Annotated in this window: 26 protein-coding genes; 11 read left to right on the forward strand and 15 right to left on the reverse strand. The window is 51.6% G+C overall.

Translation table 11 applies throughout. The features are described from left to right. Positions 1 to 760: IS3 family transposase (locus PSCS_RS02460; RefSeq protein WP_068810216.1), on the forward strand; the 760-nt coding region annotated here is incomplete at its 5' end. An 11-nt stretch (positions 761 to 771) separates the two neighbouring features. Here the strand turns inward: PSCS_RS02460 and PSCS_RS15460 are convergent. From PSCS_RS15460 to PSCS_RS02480, 5 genes are all read right to left on the reverse strand, one after another. Beyond that, positions 772 to 948 (reverse strand): helix-turn-helix domain-containing protein, encoded by a 177-nt coding sequence (locus PSCS_RS15460; RefSeq protein ID WP_082866467.1) that lies wholly within the window; start codon positions 946 to 948, stop codon positions 772 to 774. Positions 949 to 1,050: 102 nt separating this feature from the next. Next, positions 1,051 to 1,497, reverse strand: coding sequence for a hypothetical protein (locus PSCS_RS02465; protein ID WP_068810227.1), 447 nt, complete (start codon positions 1,495 to 1,497; stop codon positions 1,051 to 1,053). 54 nt (positions 1,498 to 1,551) lie between these two features. Beyond that, positions 1,552 to 2,460, reverse strand: coding sequence for a lipid kinase (locus tag PSCS_RS02470; protein WP_068810228.1), 909 nt, complete (start codon positions 2,458 to 2,460; stop codon positions 1,552 to 1,554). Between the two features lie 96 nt (positions 2,461 to 2,556). Next, positions 2,557 to 3,348: an NAD(P)H-binding protein gene (locus PSCS_RS02475; protein ID WP_068810229.1), complete on the reverse strand. Its 792-nt coding sequence runs from the start codon at positions 3,346 to 3,348 to the stop codon at positions 2,557 to 2,559. Then, positions 3,345 to 3,584, reverse strand: a complete 240-nt coding sequence (locus PSCS_RS02480; protein ID WP_068810230.1) for a hypothetical protein — start codon at positions 3,582 to 3,584, stop codon at positions 3,345 to 3,347. The genes PSCS_RS02475 and PSCS_RS02480 overlap by 4 nt, the downstream gene beginning before the upstream one ends. A 181-nt stretch (positions 3,585 to 3,765) precedes the next feature. Here PSCS_RS02480 and PSCS_RS16400 point away from each other — a divergent pair, with 181 nt between their 5' ends. Continuing rightward, entirely contained in the window at positions 3,766 to 3,918 is a 153-nt protein-coding gene (locus PSCS_RS16400; RefSeq protein WP_267890013.1) for a helix-turn-helix domain-containing protein, read from the forward strand. Here PSCS_RS16400 and PSCS_RS02485 read toward each other — a convergent pair. The 3 genes from PSCS_RS02485 to PSCS_RS02495 all read right to left on the reverse strand — a co-directional run bounded on the left by PSCS_RS02485 (position 3,891) and on the right by PSCS_RS02495 (position 5,485). After that, the gene (locus PSCS_RS02485) at positions 3,891 to 4,106 is read right to left on the reverse strand and encodes a HigA family addiction module antitoxin (protein ID WP_397387144.1); all 216 of its coding nucleotides are present in this window, start codon (positions 4,104 to 4,106) and stop codon (positions 3,891 to 3,893) included. The genes PSCS_RS16400 and PSCS_RS02485 overlap by 28 nt on opposite strands. Before the next feature lie 82 nt (positions 4,107 to 4,188). Next, positions 4,189 to 4,332, reverse strand: a complete 144-nt coding sequence (locus PSCS_RS02490; protein ID WP_082866468.1) for a type II toxin-antitoxin system RelE/ParE family toxin — start codon at positions 4,330 to 4,332, stop codon at positions 4,189 to 4,191. Between the two features lie 448 nt (positions 4,333 to 4,780). After that, positions 4,781 to 5,485: a YoaK family protein gene (locus PSCS_RS02495; RefSeq protein WP_082866469.1), complete on the reverse strand. Its 705-nt coding sequence runs from the start codon at positions 5,483 to 5,485 to the stop codon at positions 4,781 to 4,783. Between the two features lie 191 nt (positions 5,486 to 5,676). Here PSCS_RS02495 and PSCS_RS02500 point away from each other — a divergent pair, with 191 nt between their 5' ends. From PSCS_RS02500 to PSCS_RS02510, 3 genes are all read left to right on the forward strand, one after another. Further along, positions 5,677 to 5,919: a FitA-like ribbon-helix-helix domain-containing protein gene (locus PSCS_RS02500; protein ID WP_068810231.1), complete on the forward strand. Its 243-nt coding sequence runs from the start codon at positions 5,677 to 5,679 to the stop codon at positions 5,917 to 5,919. Further along, complete coding sequence (locus PSCS_RS02505) at positions 5,916 to 6,326, forward strand: type II toxin-antitoxin system VapC family toxin (RefSeq protein WP_068810232.1); 411 nt, start codon at positions 5,916 to 5,918, stop codon at positions 6,324 to 6,326. Before PSCS_RS02500 ends, PSCS_RS02505 begins: the two co-directional genes overlap by 4 nt. Before the next feature lie 210 nt (positions 6,327 to 6,536). Beyond that, entirely contained in the window at positions 6,537 to 6,812 is a 276-nt protein-coding gene (locus tag PSCS_RS02510) for a site-specific integrase (protein ID WP_068810233.1), read from the forward strand. A gap of 94 nt (positions 6,813 to 6,906) precedes the next feature. Here the strand turns inward: PSCS_RS02510 and PSCS_RS02515 are convergent, their stop codons facing one another. The 3 genes from PSCS_RS02515 to ltaE form a co-directional block, all read right to left on the reverse strand. Next, positions 6,907 to 7,122: a hypothetical protein gene (locus tag PSCS_RS02515; RefSeq protein ID WP_068810234.1), complete on the reverse strand. Its 216-nt coding sequence runs from the start codon at positions 7,120 to 7,122 to the stop codon at positions 6,907 to 6,909. Next, a complete protein-coding gene (locus PSCS_RS15965) occupies positions 7,085 to 7,231 on the reverse strand; it encodes a hypothetical protein (protein ID WP_158662869.1) in 147 nt (48 codons plus the stop codon). The genes PSCS_RS02515 and PSCS_RS15965 overlap by 38 nt, the downstream gene beginning before the upstream one ends. Positions 7,232 to 7,335: 104 nt before the next feature. Next, positions 7,336 to 8,364 carry a low-specificity L-threonine aldolase gene (gene ltaE, locus PSCS_RS02520; RefSeq protein WP_068810235.1) on the reverse strand — a complete coding sequence of 343 codons (1,029 nt, stop codon included), beginning with the start codon at positions 8,362 to 8,364 and terminating at the stop codon, positions 7,336 to 7,338. Between the two features lie 137 nt (positions 8,365 to 8,501). Between ltaE and PSCS_RS02525 the strand changes: the two genes are divergently transcribed. Then, entirely contained in the window at positions 8,502 to 9,635 is a 1,134-nt protein-coding gene (locus PSCS_RS02525) for an FAD-dependent oxidoreductase (RefSeq protein WP_068810236.1), read from the forward strand. Positions 9,636 to 9,675: 40 nt separating this feature from the next. On the opposite strand, the gene PSCS_RS02530 is transcribed toward PSCS_RS02525, so the two are convergent. Further along, a complete protein-coding gene (locus PSCS_RS02530) occupies positions 9,676 to 10,731 on the reverse strand; it encodes a S1/P1 nuclease (protein ID WP_082866470.1) in 1,056 nt (351 codons plus the stop codon). Positions 10,732 to 11,221: 490 nt separating this feature from the next. Between PSCS_RS02530 and PSCS_RS02535 the strand changes: the two genes are divergently transcribed. The 3 genes from PSCS_RS02535 (at position 11,222) to PSCS_RS02545 (ending at position 14,093) form a co-directional block, all read left to right on the forward strand. Continuing rightward, positions 11,222 to 11,674 (forward strand): VOC family protein, encoded by a 453-nt coding sequence (locus PSCS_RS02535; protein ID WP_068810238.1) that lies wholly within the window; start codon positions 11,222 to 11,224, stop codon positions 11,672 to 11,674. Between the two features lie 223 nt (positions 11,675 to 11,897). Further along, a complete protein-coding gene (locus tag PSCS_RS02540; protein WP_068810239.1) occupies positions 11,898 to 13,301 on the forward strand; it encodes an ATP-binding protein in 1,404 nt (467 codons plus the stop codon). Positions 13,302 to 13,382: 81 nt separating this feature from the next. Then, on the forward strand, positions 13,383 to 14,093 hold the full coding sequence (locus tag PSCS_RS02545) for a response regulator (protein ID WP_068810240.1): 711 nt from the start codon (positions 13,383 to 13,385) through the stop codon (positions 14,091 to 14,093). Between the two features lie 103 nt (positions 14,094 to 14,196). On the opposite strand, the gene PSCS_RS02550 is transcribed toward PSCS_RS02545, so the two are convergent. Further along, complete coding sequence (locus PSCS_RS02550) at positions 14,197 to 15,378, reverse strand: acetyl-CoA C-acyltransferase (RefSeq protein WP_068810241.1); 1,182 nt, start codon at positions 15,376 to 15,378, stop codon at positions 14,197 to 14,199. 162 nt (positions 15,379 to 15,540) lie between these two features. Further along, on the reverse strand, positions 15,541 to 17,127 hold the full coding sequence (locus PSCS_RS02555) for an AbgT family transporter (RefSeq protein WP_068810242.1): 1,587 nt from the start codon (positions 17,125 to 17,127) through the stop codon (positions 15,541 to 15,543). Positions 17,128 to 17,439: 312 nt separating this feature from the next. Between PSCS_RS02555 and PSCS_RS02560 the strand changes: the two genes are divergently transcribed. Then, a complete protein-coding gene (locus PSCS_RS02560; protein ID WP_232790077.1) occupies positions 17,440 to 17,769 on the forward strand; it encodes a helix-turn-helix domain-containing protein in 330 nt (109 codons plus the stop codon). Between the two features lie 53 nt (positions 17,770 to 17,822). Here PSCS_RS02560 and PSCS_RS02565 read toward each other — a convergent pair whose 3' ends face one another. Further along, positions 17,823 to 18,155, reverse strand: a complete 333-nt coding sequence (locus PSCS_RS02565; RefSeq protein ID WP_068810244.1) for a hypothetical protein — start codon at positions 18,153 to 18,155, stop codon at positions 17,823 to 17,825. A gap of 213 nt (positions 18,156 to 18,368) precedes the next feature. Between PSCS_RS02565 and yfbR the strand changes: the two genes are divergently transcribed. Beyond that, positions 18,369 to 18,965, forward strand: coding sequence for a 5'-deoxynucleotidase (yfbR, locus tag PSCS_RS02570; protein ID WP_068810245.1), 597 nt, complete (start codon positions 18,369 to 18,371; stop codon positions 18,963 to 18,965). The last annotated feature ends 11 nt before the right edge of the window (positions 18,966 to 18,976 follow it).

Here is an 18,976-nt window from a genome sequence, read left to right on the forward strand (position 1 = left end):
GTCCTCGTTTTATCGGGTGCTCAAAGAAAAAGGACAGCTACACCACAGAGGCAAGGCACATGCGCCGCAACGTAAAACGGCACTGAGCACACATATTGCCAGAGCGCCGTGCCAGGTGTGGGTTTGGGATATAACCTATCTCGCCTCCCAGGTCCGTGGTCAGTTTTTCTACTTGTACATGTTCATGGACGTGTACAGCCGGAAAATCGTTGGCTACGAGGTGTATGAGGTGGAATGCGGTGAGCATGCGGCAGCACTATTGCAGCGCTCACTTTTAAGTGAGCAGTGCTTTAACACGCCGCTGGTTCTGCACTCCGACAATGGTTCGCCAATGAAGTCTCAGACACTGAAAATAAAACTGGAAGAGCTAGGCGTGATGCCATCGTACAGCCGGCCGCGAGTGAGCAACGACAATGCTTATGCAGAGTCGGTGTTCCGAACATTGAAATACCGACCACAGTGGCCGTCAAACGGGTTTGTGGATCTGACAGCAGCCAGGCAATGGGTTGAACGGTTTATCTACTGGTACAACCATGAACACAAGCACAGCAAGATCCGGTTTGTGACACCGCAGCAGCGGCACAGTGGTCAGGATCAGACGATACTGAACAATCGTAAAGAGATCCTGGAGCGAGCAAAACTGAATACGCCGTCACGTTGGGGTAGTCGACCAACCAGGAACTGTACGCCGGTCGGAGCAGTGTGTTTGAATCCGGAAAGAGACGATCAGATTATCAGTGCGGAGAAACAGGCCGCGTGAAGAAAAAGGTGTCAACTATCTTGAAAAACACCGCGGTGCAGCAAGGCAATGTCATACTGTTGTTCCAGCTTCTGAATCTGCTGGCTGATGGCCGATGTACTGAGGTTCAGTTGTTTGCTGGCGCCTGACATGGATCCGCAATCCACGGTGATGACAAACGCTTCCATGCTTCGATACAGCGGGTTCATGCTTGCTACCTGTGAGTGAAATCAGTAACGCCAATGTGGAGTAATAGTATACAAGGCATTGTAACGAAAATGATTCTCAATAGCGACTGGTCTTGTTTTGTATCATTGCCTCTTCTTTGCTCGGTCCAACTCTTCTCTTGCCTCTTTGATACTTTTCAAACAATCAGGTCGTAAAGATGGATACTCTTTATCCATAACAGACATTTCAGCAGCACTCACAAGCTGTTCAAGCTGAGACTCTTCCGTCAGCCTTTGTTCAATAATTTCAACAGTTTGATCTGCAGAAAACGCGGCCTCCAGCCTCTGCAAAAAGTGCTGGCCCGTTTGCCGGTCAGGATCGGGGGCTGAGGGCAAATCATCACTGGCCCGGATTGCCTTTTCTGCGGATTGCGCCAGAACCTGCCGTTTTTCTGCAATCTGCACAAACAGCTCTTTAACGGTGTCATCACTGACAAACTCGGCAGCGTCTCGATAATCGTCGGCACTGGCCATAAGCGCAACGTGTAAGTCGTCCAGTGCAACCTGTAAATCACTACGCAGTACACTCATATTCATTTTCCTTTTTTCAGGGTCTGTTATCGACCCTGGCAAATTCTACTGCCTCTATTCGACCATAGAGATTGGTTTGGGGGCCAGGATTTCGAGTGCTTTGGGTAGCACACGAAAATGCGCCGGTGTGTTGGTTACCGGTTCGCCATCAGCATGAATTGCCATCACTTTACGCCCGGTAGACACGTTAATGCTCTCGGCCTGAAGGTTAAACACTCGCGCGTTGTACCGTTGTCGGCCGTCACGTAACAATGGCGCTAACGTCAACAGGTCCCATACCGTCTGCGGGCGCAAACTGTACAATGATAATTTGCCATCATTGATGCGTTTCTTTTCATCAATGACATTACCACCACCATAATAGCGTCCGTTACCAATTGCGATTTGGATAGAACGCTGACGATGAGGGACACCATCGGCAGTGATAGTGACTTTAAATTGCTTGATTCGGGCTATTGCGGCGAAAAACGCCTTCAGATAGCTAAATACGCCCCACTGCTTTTTAACGTCGTCGGTTAACTCTTCAGTCACCTTGACGCCCAACCCCAGGTGCGCGACGTTAAAAAAGTAGTTGTCGTTAACCATACCCAGGTCAATCCACTGACGCTCACCCGATACGATGGCGTCAAAGGCTTCTTCAAGCCCATTGCAAAGCCCTAATGAACGCGCCAGATCGTTGGCCGTGCCCAGGGGCAATATGGCCAGCAACAAACCACACTCATGAAGCGTTCCAGCCATCGAACTGATTGTGCCATCGCCGCCGCCGACAATCACCAAATCCAGATGGTCTTTACGCTCCAAAACCGCCCGGCGGCTATCTTCGGGGGTATTTGACAGCAATCGCTCAATCGCAATGCCAGCTTGCTCTAATTGTGCAATTCCCTCGTCCAATTGTACGCCGACATCCTGGCGGGCTTTGGGATTAATGATCAGCAGAGCTTGACGTATTTTTGTAGAATTCATTCGGCCTATACTTTCCCTGTTTGCTCATTGGGCGCTGTGCGGTCCCGCTGCGAGCACGTCAGAGGGCAAATGTACACTAACACACTCCCAACTCACTCACACCGTGCTTCCATTGAACACCAGTTTCATTAAATCGGGGTGCTTAAATTCGTAGTTTAACAACTGCTTTACTTTATGATTGCTGATTATCTTGCCAACACTGGCATTCGATTCCCCAAATTCTGGCGGCGTGTTGTCTATCAGATTCGCTGCACGAGTATAAAACTCCCTTTTGCCAGGGTGCGTGTCAGCACAACAATTGAAAATCTCGTCCCAAATTTGCTGCTCAACAATTTCCCTGAGAATCCCAACACAGTCATCTCGATGAATCAGGTTAACGGGCGCATCTGGATTCTGAACGACACGTTTTGATTTAAAAAAATTCCCCGGGTGTCGACGATAACCGATGAGCCCGCCAAACCTGACGATAGTGGTTTCAGTGCCACGGCAGTGCTGGAACAAACTCTCAATTTCTAACAACGGGCTTTCTTTGTAATATTCAGTATCAGACTCAGTCATTATTCTCTTACTGTTTTCATAAACAGAAGTGGAACTCACAAAGATGATTTTCTGGATATTGGAAGCCTCAATCCTGGCGACGAGATTAGAAAAACCATCAATGTTTTTTGAAGTGATATTAACGATCAGGATATCAGATTGAAGAAAGTCTTTAACGCTGTCGGTCAACGTGTCAATGTTGACGATGAATGGCTTGGCGCCAATCGATGCCAGGTCCGTGATGCGATTCTCTGAGGTTGTTGAAGCCTTGACTTCATACCCTGCTTTGATGAAATCCTGGGCTAATGGCAAGCCAAGCCATCCGGTGCCTAGTATGCTTATGGTGTTCAATTCATATCCTTAATTTTATGACAAATCTGGTCGAGCCTGTAAGCAGAGAATGAGAAACCGCCAATACCAGACTTGGGTGCATCCCCTGATTTAAACGGACTCAGTGACATATTGATTCCTTCCGCATTGAATAGTTTGGCAGCTTTCGCTGCGGGCTCAGGGACAATCGACAGAAGTTGGTTATAGCACGCGACTAGATTTCGATTGACATCAAGTATATGTGTTTCGATAGACATTATGCCTCCCTGGGCAATGCAATTCCACGTAGCGCATAACGCCGCTGTAGGAGTCGGCAACGCAATTGTCGTCCGAGCTCGCAGAGAGACTTGACGGCCTGGTTATGCAGCACCCAGATGGAAAGTCGGCAGCACTGATGAATTTCTGGGGCTGACCCCGGAAGAGGCTGCGTACATTGAGATGAAACTTGCGCTAAGCCATAACCTGAGGCCGCACAGACTCCACAACAAGTTGAGTCAGATCGAATTAGCTAAAATGGTTCACTCCAGCCAGTCACGAATAGCGAGAATGGAAGCTGGCGAGCCTCACGCAGCAACCAATTTCTTAACCTGAAGCTCACCTCTATGTTGCTCGGCATGCCAAAGTTCGTATTGGGACTGTTGGTTGAGCCAGCTTTCAGCTGACGTATTGAATGCGATGGAAAGTCGCACAGCCATTTCTGGACTGACTCCGGCGCGACCGTTGAGAATTGCGCTGAGAGTCTTCCTGCTGACGCCGAGCGCCTCAGCCGCATCCGTCACAGAGATGCTTAACGGCTCAAGGCACAGTTCTTTAATGATCTCATCCTGGATGAGGAGGATTGTGCATTAACATGATGATACCTCAATGATAATCTTCATAATTGACGGCCTCAGCATCTTCACCGTGAAAAACAAATGTGACTCGCCAGTTCCCGCTTACCATTACTGACCAAGTGCCGGAACGGTTGCCAGTGAGTTCATGTGGCCGAAGCCCTGGCAGATCCATATCCGGCGGCCATCAGCCGCGTACTGCTGCGACTTGTGTACGCCCAGCATGGGCAGACCCGCGAGGGGCTGTCTGCGTCGAGCTAGATCACTGGATTCGGCGCAAAGTGCGGACGGCCTATTGGCGACAGTGGCGAAGGCCGCGCACCAAAGCAAGAAACTTGATGGCCCGAGGTGTAAGGGTGCAAGCCGCCGTTGCGTGTGGAACTACCAGCAAAGGGCCATGGCGTAGCTCGAAGACTCCAGGGATTAATCAGGTTCTATCTGATGGCTATTTAAAATCCAAAGGGTTGTTCGCGCTGCGTGATGACTGGGTCAAGCTTCATTGTACTAAGTGAAACGCCCTGTGCGGATCCGCATGCAGGGTGTTGTGGGGGCTGAGGGTTAGATACCCTCGGCTATCCGATTAGCCGAACTCCATAGCAGTATACCAGCGGAGTCACCAATTATTATGTTCCTGCCACGTCCGTAGCCATCGCGATAAAAATCACTGTAACACCACTTATTAAGCATACCCCAGACGCTGCACCTAAGGCCCACATTCCGAACAGGCTCAAAAAAAGCGCACCGCCCAGCCCACCGACAAAGAAGGCAATCAGCACAGACAGCAACAGGCCGAACTTCCAGCTCTTAACTTCACGCCCCTGAAGCCGATTGCCGAGCAACGCTCCCAGATCGGTGACTATTCCAGTAACATGAGTCGTGCGCAGTGTCAGACCGCGATAACTGCTCGCCATTGCATTTTGTAACCCGCAAGCCGTTGCCGCGATCGGGATTGCTGCATTCAAGCCCTTTAATGCTAGAAACATTGTCACGAACAGCAACGCGCCTTCAATCAGCAAGATCGCACCGTAGCGACGCCTCATTCTGAATAAGGTGTCACGTAGAATAATCCCGGATACCAAGGCACCACTGAAAAAACCGGTCACAATGGAAGTGACCAGTAAAAGATCTTTGAAGTCGACATCGGATAAAACAATACCAAGATGTGATACGGCACCGCTCATATGGCTTACAGGCACCGCAAAAAAGCTAAGCATAACTACATTCACATAGCCTGCGACCAGGGAAAGTAGGGCCGCTCCGAAGAACACCCAGATCCGGCTCTGTTGCATGAAGTCATCATGCTTCTGCTCAACCTCAAAAAATGGCATTAAAAAATTCCTGTCGTATAGTGCCAGCAACAGCCCGACTCACGAATAAAAGCCCTATCAGATATGGTGGCTAGCGTCCGTATTCACGCGCCAGCGCAGCTGGTCGCGTGCAATTGATGGTTAGGGTGGGTTGACAAGCACCCATCTGGAAACCATAATGGAACCGATATGCAACCATATGAGGCTTGAGCATGGCCAATGTTACCTTTAAAAACATACCCGATGACCTATACGAGCAACTGAAGCAGGCCGCCAATGCGCACCATAGAAGCGTAAACAGCGAACTGATTTATTGCTTGGAAAGGACATATAAACCAACCCAGTTCTCTGCAGCCGAGCTTGCCAGCAAAGCAGCCGAGCTTCGCAGCCACGTAACAGTAGCAAGACTGGATATTGACGAAATCAATGAGGCCAAGAACCAGGGCAGAGAATGATTGTAGCGGACACTAACACCATCGCATATCTGTACCTGCCAACGGCACAAACAGATGATGTAGTCTCGTTGCTGCACCAAGATCCTCATTGGGTTGCGCCTTTGCTGTGGCGAAGCGAATTCCGAAACGTACTGGCGTTGTACATTAAAAAGGGCATTATTGATGTAAGCACCGCAATTGCTATGCAATCACAGGCGGAACAGCAGCTTGCCGATAACGAATACACCGTTAACTCCATAGACGTGCTGGCACTTGCTTCTGACAGCGGCTGCTCAGCTTATGACTGCGAATTCATATCGCTGGCAAATTCATTGAGTTTAAAATTGATTACGGGCGATAAAAAACTAATTCAAATTTTCCCACAAGTCGCAATGACTGCCGGGGATTACTTACGAATTGAACCCTAACAGTCTGTTAAGGAGGTCTGCGACCTCCTAATTATTATTAGCAGGTTACCTCATAATCTTTTATTAGTTAAAGTGTTTATAGGTAACCGCTTGAAATGTATGTAATAATTAACTCTTCCTGGATGGCTTTGAAATTATTCATGTCAATACCTTCTCAGCAGCCTGCTAAGCTATCCATAGACGCCTAGCACCAGGGAGGGTTGCCACGTCATGTCGAAATCACCGTTCCTACAGTCGATCTCAGATCACATGCGCACGCGCGGCTATAGCAAACGTACCATTGAAACTTATACTTACTGGATAAAGCATTTCATACTGTTTTGCGATAAACAACATCCTGACAGGTTAAGTGAAACTGATGTAGAGCGTTTTTTGACGTATTTGGCGGTCAGGCGCCATGTATCACCGGGTACCCAGGATCATGTTTGGGAAATAAGGCAAGCGTCGTTTGGTGACACTGGTTATACGAGCCGCAAAGCAGGCTGACATCCGCAAAGAGGTAATGTGTCCCACGCTGCGCGAGGTGTCAGAAGCCCATTGAGTTCGCTTTGGTGTCAGTCAGACAGGTAATATTCCACACTCACTCCCACCCCCGAATTTTCTTCAGGTGGGGGTTGTTGCGGTCTCGATCGGCGATACTGAACTGGCCTTGAGACGCCTGTTTGATCTTGCCCAGTTGGCTGCCTGAGTCGTCGGCAAATTTCAGGGCGGCGGTGCGGGCTTCCTTGATGGCCTCCTCGATCATGGTGGGTTTGACGTCATTCAGCCAGGCCGCGAACGGTGACCGTGCGTTCATAGTCCTTAACTGCCAGGGTATAATGACCGGCTACCCATGCCAGACCCAACAGGCCAAGAAACAGGGATGTACCTATTATCAAGGCGCTTGAACGTTGCACTGAGCTCATCGTGTTTAACCACAACTATGTTGAAAGGATGGTGGCAGTTTAGTCGTGCATTGCTGACTGGCAGCTGAACGCGACTGGAAAATTCGCTCAGAGGTGTCGGGCTCTTACAACCGATGCTGCCGGGTAAACTCAGTAAACACCTCTGCCACCCGCTCAATATCGGCATCACTGATATCCAGATGCGTCACCAGCCGAATATGATCACGACCCAGGCAGTCTGCCATGACACCATGCTTTTCCAGCCAGTCTGACAGGGCCTTGCGCGGCAGGTTCTCGGCTTCCAGAAAAATCATATTGGTTTGAGGGGGTGTCAGGGAGTAGCCGTTGTCTTTGAGTTGTTCGGCCAGCCAGGCAGCGCGACGATGATCATCGGCCAGTCTGTCGATATGGTGTTCCAGGGCGTAGAGGCCGGCTGCTGCCAGTATGCCAGCCTGACGCATGCCACCGCCGGTCACTTTGCGCCAACGCCTGGCATTGGTAATGAACTCATGGTTGCCCAGCAACACCGAGCCCACAGGAGCGCCCAATCCTTTGGACAGGCAGATAGAAACAGAATCAACCGGACGGGTGTAATCGGCAAGCCCGCAGCCGGTTTTAACCACGGCATTAAACAGTCTGGCGCCGTCCAGGTGCAGGCCGATGTTGTGGTCCTCACAAAACTCGCTGGCCTGGCGAATGTAGTCCGGCGATAGCACTTTGCCGTGTACGGTGTTTTCCAGCGCCAGCAAACGGGTCCGGGCAAAGTGAAAGTCGTCCGGTTTGATCAGCGCTTCAACCTGCTCAAGATCCAGTTCGCCGGAGGCTTGCATCAGCATCGGTTGTGGTTGAATGCCGCCCAGTACGGCTGCGCCGCCGCCTTCGTAGCGATAGGTGTGCGCATCCTGGCCGACAATGTATTCATCGCCGCGCTGACAGTGTGAGAGCAGAGCCACCAGGTTGGACTGGGTGCCTGAAGGCAGAAAGAGTCCGGCTGCCTTGCCACTCATCTCTGCCAGCCTGGATTCCAGTTGTATCACCGTCGGGTCTTCCCCCCAGACGTCATCGCCTACGGCTGCCTGGTACATGGCATCACGCATGGCTTTGCCAGGGCGGGTGACGGTGTCACTGCGCAGGTCAATTACTGAGTTGCTCATAGTGTTTACACACTCCGATAGGCTAAGATTGATGCTTTCATGGTATCAGTCCGCTAATCATGTAGGAATGCAATCTGGTAATGCAGTGACGGGATACCATACTGGGAGGTCGTGCCGTAAAGCGATAGCTGGGAATAATGACTAACAATAATCACAACAAAAGGCTGCTGTTGCTCGGTGCCGGACATGCGCACATGGTGGCGATTCGGCAGTGGCTGGAGCAGGGGACTGTGTTGCCCAAAGACACTATCCTGATCAATCCAGAGCCCGAAGCCTGGTATTCGGGCATGATGCCGGGGCTGATAGCGGGTCGGTTTGCTCGCGAAGACTGTCTGATTGAACTGGAACCGTTGTGTCAGCAGTTGGGCATACAGTTGCAACTGCGACGAGTCGTGTCACTGGATATCCAGTCGCAATGTGTCTGGTTTCGTGATGGGGGCAACTTGCCATTCAGCCTGCTATCCATCAATTCCGGCTCTGTCACTCATGCACTGCCCTCGGATGGCTCTATCGCGTTGTTGCCAGTAAAGCCGTTTGCTGACTTCTACCGTCGCTGGCAGACCTGGCGTCAGGATAATCCTCAGGCAACCGATGTGGCGATTGTCGGTGGCGGGGCTGCTGCTGTTGAAATTGCCCTGGCGGTTTCTGCGAATTCACAACTACATGGTCTCACAGTTACGGTATATGTTGACCGGGATGTGTTGGCAGGTTTCCCCGCTAATGTTTCAGGTAGAGTGCAAAAATTACTTGGACGTCGTGGCGTTAAGATCCAGCCACAGGCTCGTGTCGGTTATATTGAAAATGGCATGCTGTATCGTTCCGATAATAACCGTATTGCCAGTGCTGATGTCGTTATTGCAGCAACCGGATCTGCCGCTTTGTCCTGGTATCATAATTCACAACTGAGCACAGATAGCGATGGTTTCATTCTTGTTGAACCGACACTTCAGGCAATCAGGCAGAGCAATATTTTTGTCAGTGGTGATGCCTGCAGCCTGGCCAATAATCCGCGCTCAGGTGTTTATGCGGTGAGACATGGTGACGTACTGGCCAGGAATATTCCGGCACAACTGCAAGGCAATCCCCTGCAGAATTTTTACCCGCAAACGAAAGCGCTGGCGTTATTGTCCACGGGTAATGGCGGCGCTGTTGCCCGCTATGGGACCTCTGGTGCCAGTCACCCCTTGCTACGGCCGATACTGGGACTCTGGAAGGATCAGCTGGATAAAAGCTACATCCGGGATCATTCTGTCAACGGCGCCTACCGGTAAGCGCCAGGCGAATTGCACGATACTGTTACTGCAAATCCATCTACGGCAAACCCATCGCCTTAAGCGCGCCAGCCAGCCGAGCGGCAGACAAGGCCACTCGTTGCAGTGAAATCTCTTGCATGCGATTGCGGTAATCATCTTCGATGCTGACAGTCACTTCATCCGTGTTGGCAGGGGTTTCAAGCACCTGGTTCTTGATGGGGGCTGTGTATACATCAGCATGCAGGAACTCCCGGCTCTCCAGCAACCATGTGCCGGGTATGAATCCCTGAGCAGACGGTTGCGGATCAAGTTGCTCGAATACAGATAACAGTTGCTCCCAGCTGCTTCCCCGTAATGCCTGGTCCCAAAGTGAATGCAGGTTACCCCGCGTTGCCAGCCTGACCATGTTGCCGCCCCTGTCTCCTTCAGGGAAATGTGTTCCGTGATAGGAGGCGCCGGCATGCAATGGCTGGTGAATATCGGCGCCGAGGTGTAAATACCAGCACAGTGCAATGGCCAACTCAGCCTGCTGTTGCGCATTGGCACTGTCTAGTGGTTGCTTTAGTATTGACTCAGAGGTGATCAGAGCTGTCAGCACGTTGTCACTGAGTCTGCTCTCGCGGATGCGGCTGTCGCTCGGACCATTGATGTCTGGCAAGAAGGTACCGTCCAGATAAACGTTACCTTGCAGAGGCACATCAGCGCGCACCCAGCGGCCATCGATCCAGTGCCAGTTCGGGTGGTTGAACTGAGCTCTGGCCGCATCCGGAATACCACGTGCTATATCTGGCCAGTATCCTGCTCTGGCAAACAGCCAGCGCTGCTGATCTTTATTATCAGCGTCACGCAACCGTTCAGGCATAGCCGATAAAAAGTCTTCTGCAAAGCGTGGGTGGTGGCGCAAGACTGCAACCCAATAATCCTGCTCCTGCTCCGTTAATTGGTCAAACACCAGCGCCGCTGATCGCTCATGACCCAACGCGTCCCAGCTATGTGCGGGTGCCGATAACAGAAACGTCAGTGCCATGATGCAGAGGGCGGGTAACGCTTTCAGAAAACATGCCTGGTACTGACAGCGAGCGGGAGAGGGTCTGGGTGTTAAGTGAGCGAACATAGATAATAAGTTCCGGCAACAGGTATGGCCTGTCGTATTAACAGGTTTACAGGATATGGTATTTCGGCAACGTTGTCGGTATTGTGACGAGGGTTTCAGGCAAAAAAAAGCCCACGCCGGGGGGCGGCGTGGGCGAGGTCACCCATCAATGGAAAAGGGGAGAGTCAGTTCCATTTGAGTCTGCTGATGTTGAGATCAGCCACTCACTTTAGTAAATGCATTTGCCGTGCCAGTTTTTTCTGAGGAAGTAAAAATATATAAATAACTGACAACGTGTTGTCATTAAATGCTGTTTTGAGCGCATGTGGCTGCTATTACCACGTCAATTAAACGCTATCGTTGCAAAATACTCCTGGCTTTTCCGTCGACAGGAACCGTTATTGTTAAAATGACATTACAAAAAAGCCAGCCGACGAACATTTCAGCTTAAAAATGGCGCAGATATCACCTTGTTTGCACAGCACTGGTGCAAATCATTTGGAGGACAGACATGTCACTGACACCTTTCCATTTAGCCATTCCTGTTCATGACCTCGTGGCCGCCCGAAACTTTTATGGGGGCACCATGGGACTGGCGGAAGGGCGCAGTTCAGATTGCTGGATTGACTACAATCTGTTCGGGCATCAACTGGTGGTCCACCAGGTTGAGCTGGGTAAGCAGGCAGAAAAAGGCAATGCGACCCATACCCCAGAGGCAGGGCGCAATGCCGTCGACGGACATGATGTGCCTGTGCCACATTTTGGTGTCGTGTTGGAAATGCAAGCCTGGCAGCAATTAGCAACAAGGCTAAAGAACGAAGGGGTAAGCTTTGCCATCGAACCTTACATTCGCTTTCAGGGGCAACCCGGCGAGCAGGCGACTCTGTTTTTTTATGACCCTTCTGGCAATGCCCTGGAGTTCAAAGCGTTCCGGGATATTGAATCTCAATTGTTTGCCAAGTAACGGCAGGTCCGAACCGGGTCAATAATGAAATCCGGTGAGCCTTACAGCTGCAGATATAAATCAGGTAAGGCCCACCAGGTTTCAAGCTCTGCACGGATGAATTATAGAGATCAACTTTGCATAAATATGGGAGAAATTGTGAGGTTCATCTGTTGTGACTTGATTCAAATGTCAAGATAAGCGCTAATTATGCGCTGGCTAAATCTATTGGGGTTAATGCGTTGTGCTACGTCTAGGTATCACTGGTAAGTTGTTCTTTGGTCTGTTGGCTACCAGTTCGCTGGTGGCACTGGCATTGGCTTTTGCAGTGCAGATTAACTTTACCCGCGGCTTTTTGGGGTATCTGAACGAACAGGAACTGCAACGGGTTGAGCGTCTGGCTCCATTGCTGGCGCAGGCTTATGTTGAAAACGACGAAAACTGGGAGTTCCTGCAAGGCCGCAACCGGGGCAACTGGTATGACATGATTCGCATGGTTGATGTGAATGTCATGGAAAACGAAGAAGAGCGGCTGGGTCCGGCCGACGAAACCCTGATGGGGATTAACTTCCGTCTGAGCCTGGTCGATGAAAACCGGGAACGCATCGTGGGTGCCTCCAGCAGTACCATTCCTGATGCGACATTAAGACCCATTATTGTTGATGACAGAATCGTCGCCTATGTAGCGTTGCTGCCATTTACCCAGGTCAGTACGGATGCGGCCAGAACCTTCGAGCGTCAGCAGCGCATCAGTACCTGGATCATTAGCATACTTTCCATCCTTGTCGCGGCAGTTGTGGCTATCATACTGGCACGAACCCTAATGTCGCCGGTTCGGAAAATTGCTGGAGCAACACGTGAACTTGCAGCCGGGAACTTTGATCAACGCATCAAGGTATCTTCCCGTGACGAGTTGGGTCGTTTGGCCGATGATTTTAATCTTCTGGCACTTTCGCTAAAACGCAATGAGCAGCTTCGCCGTAACTTCATGGCGGATGTCTCGCATGAGCTTCGAACGCCGTTGTCTGTTCTGAAAGGTGAAATGGAAGCGATGGAAGATGGTATGCGTGAATTGTCCGTCGATAACATCAGAGCCTTGCAATCTGAAGTCACTTCGCTGAACAAACTGGTCAATGACCTGTATGACCTTTCGCTGGCTGATATCGGGGCACTGACTTACCGAAAACACGAGATCAACCTGAAGCAATTATTGGAACAAGTGCTTTCGCAGTATCAGCATCGGGTTGAGCTGGCTGGATTGATCCTCTTATTTGAAGCCGGCGATGCGGATTACACAGTGCTGGCGGACCCGGACAGATTGAAACAGTTATTTATTAACTTACTGGAAAACGCTATCCGCTACACGGATGTCAAAGGGCGCATTCTGGTGACAATGAAGCGGGAGAGCGGGGATGTTGTTATCCAGTTGGAAGACTCTGCTCCTGGTGTGACTGATGAACAGCTGCAGCAGTTATTTGACCGGATGTACCGGGTTGAGTCGTCACGAAGCCGGAATAATGGCGGGGCTGGCCTTGGGCTGGCGATATGCCGGAAAATCGTTGAAGGTCATGACGGTGAGATCAGTGCCGGTCATAGCAGCCTGGGCGGGATCTATATGCGAGTGGCGCTTCCTGCTACCTTGAGTTGAATGTAGGCATCTTCGTCTCAAAAAAGACCAATAAACGCTGTCAGAGTCTAATGATAAAACACGTAAACAGGGAAAGGCCTCATGTCAGTTAGCGAACACAAAGCCCGGGTTCTGGTTGTAGAAGACGAGCCGCGATTGAACCAACTGGCAGTGGATTATTTAAGCTCGGCAGGCTACTTCGTTGATAGCCTCAAAACCGGTGATGAAGCCGTCGAACAAATCCGTCGGGATTCACCTGATCTGGTTGTGCTGGATTTAATGTTGCCGGGAAAAGACGGGCTGGATATTTGTCGGGAGGTGCGTCAGTTTAGTGATGTTGCCATCATTATGGTAACAGCGAGGGTTGAAGAAATTGACCGGCTGCTGGGGCTGGAACTGGGGGCCGATGATTATCTGTGCAAGCCTTTCAGCCCACGTGAACTTGTTTCACGTGCCAAGGCAATATTGCGTCGCGTGAAAAGGCATAGTGAAGAGACCGATACTGGCAGTACTCAAGCATCAAGTGATGCGTTGCAAATTGATGAGAACCGCTACAGTGTTTCATTAATGGGACGTGAGCTGGCGCTGACACCGGTCGAAATGCGGCTGCTTAAGACGCTGGCAGATCAGCCCGGCCGGGTTTTCTCGCGTGATCAATTACTCGACCATGCCTATATTGATAACCGGGTGGTGACTGATCGTGCGGTCGATAGTCATATCCGGAATCTGCGCCGCAAGCTGGAGCAGGCATACCCAGACCAGACATTGATCCGTTCCGTGTATGGGGTAGGTTATAAATACGAGCCGAAATGATTCGGCATAAAAAAGGCCACCTGCAAAGGTGGCCTTTAATCAGTTTGCGCATGTTCTGGCTATGGATCCCGCCAGAGCATAACGATGTCCCGTCAGGCGCCGCTTAGAAAACTTCAAACAATCCTGCTGCACCCATGCCGCCACCCACACACATGGTGCTGACAACGTATTTGGCGCCGCGTCGCTTACCTTCGATCAGGGCGTGTGCGACCATGCGTGCGCCACTCATGCCATAAGGGTGGCCGATGGAAATCGCGCCGCCATTGACGTTCAGCAATTCATCAGGGATGCCCAGTTTATCGCGGCAGTACAGTACCTGCACGGCAAAGGCTTCGTTCAGTTCCCATAGGCCGATATCGTCCATACTCAGGCCAAAGCGCTTAAGCAGTTTGGGAATGGCATAGATAGGACCGATACCCATTTCATCCGGTTCACAGCCAGCAACGGCCATGCCACGGTAGGCGCCCAGGGGAGACAGACCCTGCTGTTCGGCCAGTTTGCTATCCATCAGCACACTGGCAGAAGCGCCATCAGAAAGCTGACTGGCATTGCCCGCCGTGATGAAGCCGCCTTCGATAACAGGTTTCAGACTGGCCAGCCCTTCGGCATTGGTCTCGGGACGGTTACCTTCATCTTTTTCCAGCTTCACGGTTTGCTCAGACTGTTCGCCCGTTTCCTTGTTGACGACGATCTTGACCGACTCCATCGGTACAATTTCATCATTAAACTTGCCTGCCGCCTGTGCTGCCGCTGTGCGCTGCTGGCTTTGCAGAGCATAGGCGTCCTGGTCTTCACGGCTGATGTTGTATCGGTTGGCGACCACCTCAGCTGTTTGCAGCATTGGCATATAGGCATGCTGAGATTTGGCGATAACATTCGCATCGGCAGTGCGGAACTTGTTGCGATGGTCATTCTGCACCAGGCTGATGGACTCCAGACCTGCGCCAACCACAATGTCCATATTATCAGTAATGATCTGTTTGGCAGCTGTACAGATTGCCATCATGCCAGAGGCACATTGCCGGTCCATGCTCATGCCGGCAACCGTATTGGGTAATCCGGCCGCAACAGAGGCCAGACGACCAATATTGTATCCGGTCGTGCCTTGCTGGACTGCACAGCCCATGACCACATCGTCGATTAGTGCTGCATCGATACCCGCGCGAGCGACCGCCTCCCGGATGGCGTGACCGCCCAGAGTGGGGCCGTCCGTATTATTGAATGCGCCACGATAGGCTTTGCCAATTGGAGTTCTTGCCGTGGAAACAATAACCGCTTCTCTCATGATGAATCCTTTAACTGACCTTGTTGGTTACAAAACTGAGCGTTTGTTCGGTATGGCAGTGTAACGGATTTGTCTGCCTTTGCCCACACAACTGAACTGATTCAGTTCGGCGCTGGTCGCGCTCCTTGCTCCAGCCAATACCGTACTTAAACTGACATCAGTTTATGGCTGCAGCAACTCATACGTTGTGCCAACGCCTGGCCCCAGTGGTAACCCGGCAGCGACCCAGATCACGGCCAGAATCATGCCGGTGACCAACATCCAGATACTGTAGGGAATCATGGTGGCTGCCAGTGAGCCGAGTCCGAAATTACGATCCCAGCGCTGGCAGAATGTCAGAATCAGCGGGAAATAGGGCATCAGTGGCGTAATGATATTGGTTGCGCCATCACCGACCCGGTAAGCCGCCGTTGCCATTTCCGGACTGATACCCAGCAGCATTAGCATGGGGACCAGAACCGGCGCGAGCAGTGCCCATTTGGCACTGGCGGAACCGATAAAGAGGTTAATAGAGGCGGTGAGCATAATGATTAGCGTCATCAATATCGGCAACGGCAAATTGGCAGACTGAATGACACCGGCCCCGTTGATGGCGAATATCAGACCGAGGTTCGACCAGTTAAACATGGCCACGAAGTGGGCGGCTGCGAAAGCCAGCACCAGGTAATATGAAAGGTCTGCCATGGCTTCGGACATCATGCGCACGACATCCCGGTGTGACTTGACCGAGCCGGATGCACTGCCATAAGCCCAGCCACTGGCCAGAAAGAGAATAAAGAAGCCCGCTACCAGTGACTGATAAAACGGTTGCATGGTGGCGGGGCCAGCACCCTCATTGATTAATGGTGTGCCTGGTGCGAAACACATGCCGACCCAGGCCAGGATGACCAGCAAGGCTGTAATGCCTGCTCGACGCATGCCCGCATTCTCTCGTTCATCAATTGTTTCCGGCACCTCTGAGGAGGTCGGCTCAGCCATGGCTGCTGCCGTATCATCGCCGTCAGCGGGTTGGTAACGCCCCAGTCTGGGTTCGATGACCTTGTCCGTCAGGTACCAGATAACCGGCAAATAGATCAGTGTCATGACGGCAATGAAATACCAGTTACCCGCAATATTCATGACCCAACTGCTGTCCAGCGTATCTACTGCAGCCTCGGTGACACCAAACAACAGTGCGTCGAGCTGGCCGGGCAGCAGGTTGGCTGAGAAGCCGCCGGAAACACCGGCAAAACCGGCTGCGATACCGGCCACCGGGTGTCTGCCGGCCGCTGCGAAAATCACGCCTGCCAGGGGAATCAATACAACATAGGCAGCATCAGCGGCCAGGTTGCCAACCATTGCCAGCAGGGCTACGACGGGGGTCAGTAATGCCATTGGGGCCCGTTTCACCGCACGACTCATCACCGCACCAAACAACCCGCTGCGCTCGGCAACGCCCGCACCCAGCATAACCACCAGTACATAACCCATGGGGTGGAAGTGCGTGAAGGTGGTAGGCATTTCAACCAGCAGGCGCTGGATATTTTCTGCCGAGAGCAGGCTGGCTGCTTCAATAATCAACGGAGATCCGTCATCCATTTGCTGGGTCGGGTGTACTGCCTGAACCCCGAAAAATGAGGCCAGCACGCTAATGGCAACAACGACTAGCATCAACCAGATAAAGATAAAGGCCGGGTCGGGAAGCCGGTTACCGGCACGTTCGATGCGGGCAAGAATACCGGACTGTCGGGAGGTTTGGGGATCTGACATAACCTGGGTTCCATGGCAGTGATTATTATGCCTCTAGCATAATTCAGCACGGCAGTGTGGGCAAACGGCCAGGACATGTTTCTCGGGACTGGTGTCAGTCGACGCAATGATGCCATTCGACGCGGTGGCATTCGACTTAAAAGCGGCGCGTGAGATGAGAGCATAGAAGGCGTCCGGCAACCGGAAGCGATCCGGTTGCCGGACATCCCGGCCTTGCTTCCTGTTGGCTGGGAGTCAAATGAACCACATGTGGTTCGTTATTAGCAGTATAAACCATACATGGTTCACTTGCGCGAAAGATTAGCGATATATGTGCGAACGCAACGGGGCGATACCCCGCAGCGTCGCTTTGCACGCCGTATTGGTGTGGCGCAGTCGACCATCATGCGCATTGAAAATCAGGAACAGAATGTCACGCTTGATACACTTGAACAGTTATGCAGAGCGTTTCATGTTGATGTGGCTGGACTGTTTGCTGAAGATATGAAAAAGGGCCCAACCGAGTATGCCGGTCGCCATACCAGCCGGCCCGTCACCCCTGTTCAACAGGTTGTCCATGAGCCGGTTGCTGGCAAAAAGACGGGTGCGAAGTCTGGCCAGCCCACGAAAGTTGGGCACAAGAAAAAAAGCCAGGACCTGTAAAACAGGCCTTGCGCTAACTGCCGGATTAAAACGGGTCTAATGATAGGCAGATGTTAGATAAAGCTGAGCGTGGCCAGCGCATTGGTAATATTCAACAGTAAAAACAAGACTGATACACGGCCGATTGCCTTGCCGGGGTCCTTGCCCTGATACCCTTTGCTCACTCCCCAAACCAGAAGAAACGTCCAGGCCAGCGTTCCGCCCAGCAGGGTAAGGTATTGCCCCCAGCGCTCGTCAGCAACGGCGATGCTTCCCAGGATAAAAAACAAGACCGCTACGACCAGATAAAGGGTCCAGTAAGTCACAGCCAGGCCAAATTGACCCTGTATGATACGTTTAAAGCCGGATGTGGTTGGGCTGCCTGTTTGCTTTGATGAGTTGTCCATGACTGTCTTAATCCGAAGTCTACAATTGTCGCCAGCGTTAACCAGTGCCGCCAGCGTTATCCGAGTTGCCTTTCCTGGGTCTGTTAACTGGCCCTGAGTTGGTCCTGAGCTGATACTAAGAGTGGTGAATAATATCACGCCGGAACAGCAAATTCGCCAGCGCATAGGGTGAAACGATATACTCGACAGGTTATTTGATCATAAGGAGTGGCAATGCCAACCCAGGTGAAGAGTCATTTCTATGCTTATATCAGCAAGCTGCGATGGTTGCAGCGCTGGGGCATGAAACGTAATGTCATTAATGAAAATGTGATGGAACACAGCTGGGAGGTGGCTACGATTGCCCATGCCCTGGCATTGATCAAAAATCGCTATTTCGATGGCAAGGTTGATGTGAATGCAGTCGTGGTTGCAGCGCTATACCATGACTGCAGTGAGGTGATCACCGGCGACATGCCGTCACCGGTCAAGTACCATACGCCGGAGTTAACCCGGGCCTACAAAGCCATCGAACATGAGGCTGACAGAGAGCTGTTGAATCTGCTGCCAGCCGGTTTGCAGGATGATTATCGGCCGGTGCTGGTCGAGGCTGAGATGGACCCGGAGCAGATGTCCTTGATCAAGGCGGCTGATACTATCAGCGCGTATTTAAAATGTAAGGCCGAAGTACAGGCCGGTAATCAGGAGTTCCGTCAGGCGGAGCTGGATGTCGGCGCCCGTTTGCAGCGTTACGATAGCCCCGAAGTGACATTCTTTCTGGAAACGTTTGCGCCCAGCTATGGGCTGACGCTGGATGAACTGCTTCGCTAAAGCCACTCGGT

This window comes from Pseudohongiella nitratireducens, assembly GCF_001642735.1.
In the GTDB taxonomy this organism is placed as follows: domain Bacteria; phylum Pseudomonadota; class Gammaproteobacteria; order Pseudomonadales; family Pseudohongiellaceae; genus Pseudohongiella; species Pseudohongiella nitratireducens.

Excerpts from the sequence above, each read along its gene's own strand:
- PSCS_RS15460 (WP_082866467.1), bottom strand. The coding sequence starts at position 948 with ATGAACCCGCTGTATCGAAGCATGGAAGCGTTTGTCATCACCGTGGAT.
- PSCS_RS02465 (WP_068810227.1), bottom strand. The coding sequence starts at position 1,497 with ATGAGTGTACTGCGTAGTGATTTACAGGTTGCACTGGACGACTTACAC.
- PSCS_RS02470 (WP_068810228.1), bottom strand. The coding sequence starts at position 2,460 with ATGAATTCTACAAAAATACGTCAAGCTCTGCTGATCATTAATCCCAAA.
- PSCS_RS02480 (WP_068810230.1), bottom strand. The coding sequence starts at position 3,584 with ATGTCTATCGAAACACATATACTTGATGTCAATCGAAATCTAGTCGCG.
- PSCS_RS16400 (WP_267890013.1), top strand. The coding sequence starts at position 3,766 with ATGAAACTTGCGCTAAGCCATAACCTGAGGCCGCACAGACTCCACAAC.
- PSCS_RS02490 (WP_082866468.1), bottom strand. The coding sequence starts at position 4,332 with ATGGATCTGCCAGGGCTTCGGCCACATGAACTCACTGGCAACCGTTCC.
- PSCS_RS02495 (WP_082866469.1), bottom strand. The coding sequence starts at position 5,485 with ATGCCATTTTTTGAGGTTGAGCAGAAGCATGATGACTTCATGCAACAG.
- PSCS_RS02500 (WP_068810231.1), top strand. The coding sequence starts at position 5,677 with ATGGCCAATGTTACCTTTAAAAACATACCCGATGACCTATACGAGCAA.
- PSCS_RS02505 (WP_068810232.1), top strand. The coding sequence starts at position 5,916 with ATGATTGTAGCGGACACTAACACCATCGCATATCTGTACCTGCCAACG.
- PSCS_RS02510 (WP_068810233.1), top strand. The coding sequence starts at position 6,537 with ATGTCGAAATCACCGTTCCTACAGTCGATCTCAGATCACATGCGCACG.
- PSCS_RS02515 (WP_068810234.1), bottom strand. The coding sequence starts at position 7,122 with ATGAACGCACGGTCACCGTTCGCGGCCTGGCTGAATGACGTCAAACCC.
- PSCS_RS15965 (WP_158662869.1), bottom strand. The coding sequence starts at position 7,231 with ATGAGCTCAGTGCAACGTTCAAGCGCCTTGATAATAGGTACATCCCTG.
- ltaE (WP_068810235.1), bottom strand. The coding sequence starts at position 8,364 with ATGAGCAACTCAGTAATTGACCTGCGCAGTGACACCGTCACCCGCCCT.
- PSCS_RS02525 (WP_068810236.1), top strand. The coding sequence starts at position 8,502 with ATGACTAACAATAATCACAACAAAAGGCTGCTGTTGCTCGGTGCCGGA.
- PSCS_RS02530 (WP_082866470.1), bottom strand. The coding sequence starts at position 10,731 with ATGTTCGCTCACTTAACACCCAGACCCTCTCCCGCTCGCTGTCAGTAC.
- PSCS_RS02535 (WP_068810238.1), top strand. The coding sequence starts at position 11,222 with ATGTCACTGACACCTTTCCATTTAGCCATTCCTGTTCATGACCTCGTG.
- PSCS_RS02545 (WP_068810240.1), top strand. The coding sequence starts at position 13,383 with ATGTCAGTTAGCGAACACAAAGCCCGGGTTCTGGTTGTAGAAGACGAG.
- PSCS_RS02550 (WP_068810241.1), bottom strand. The coding sequence starts at position 15,378 with ATGAGAGAAGCGGTTATTGTTTCCACGGCAAGAACTCCAATTGGCAAA.
- PSCS_RS02555 (WP_068810242.1), bottom strand. The coding sequence starts at position 17,127 with ATGTCAGATCCCCAAACCTCCCGACAGTCCGGTATTCTTGCCCGCATC.
- PSCS_RS02565 (WP_068810244.1), bottom strand. The coding sequence starts at position 18,155 with ATGGACAACTCATCAAAGCAAACAGGCAGCCCAACCACATCCGGCTTT.
- yfbR (WP_068810245.1), top strand. The coding sequence starts at position 18,369 with ATGCCAACCCAGGTGAAGAGTCATTTCTATGCTTATATCAGCAAGCTG.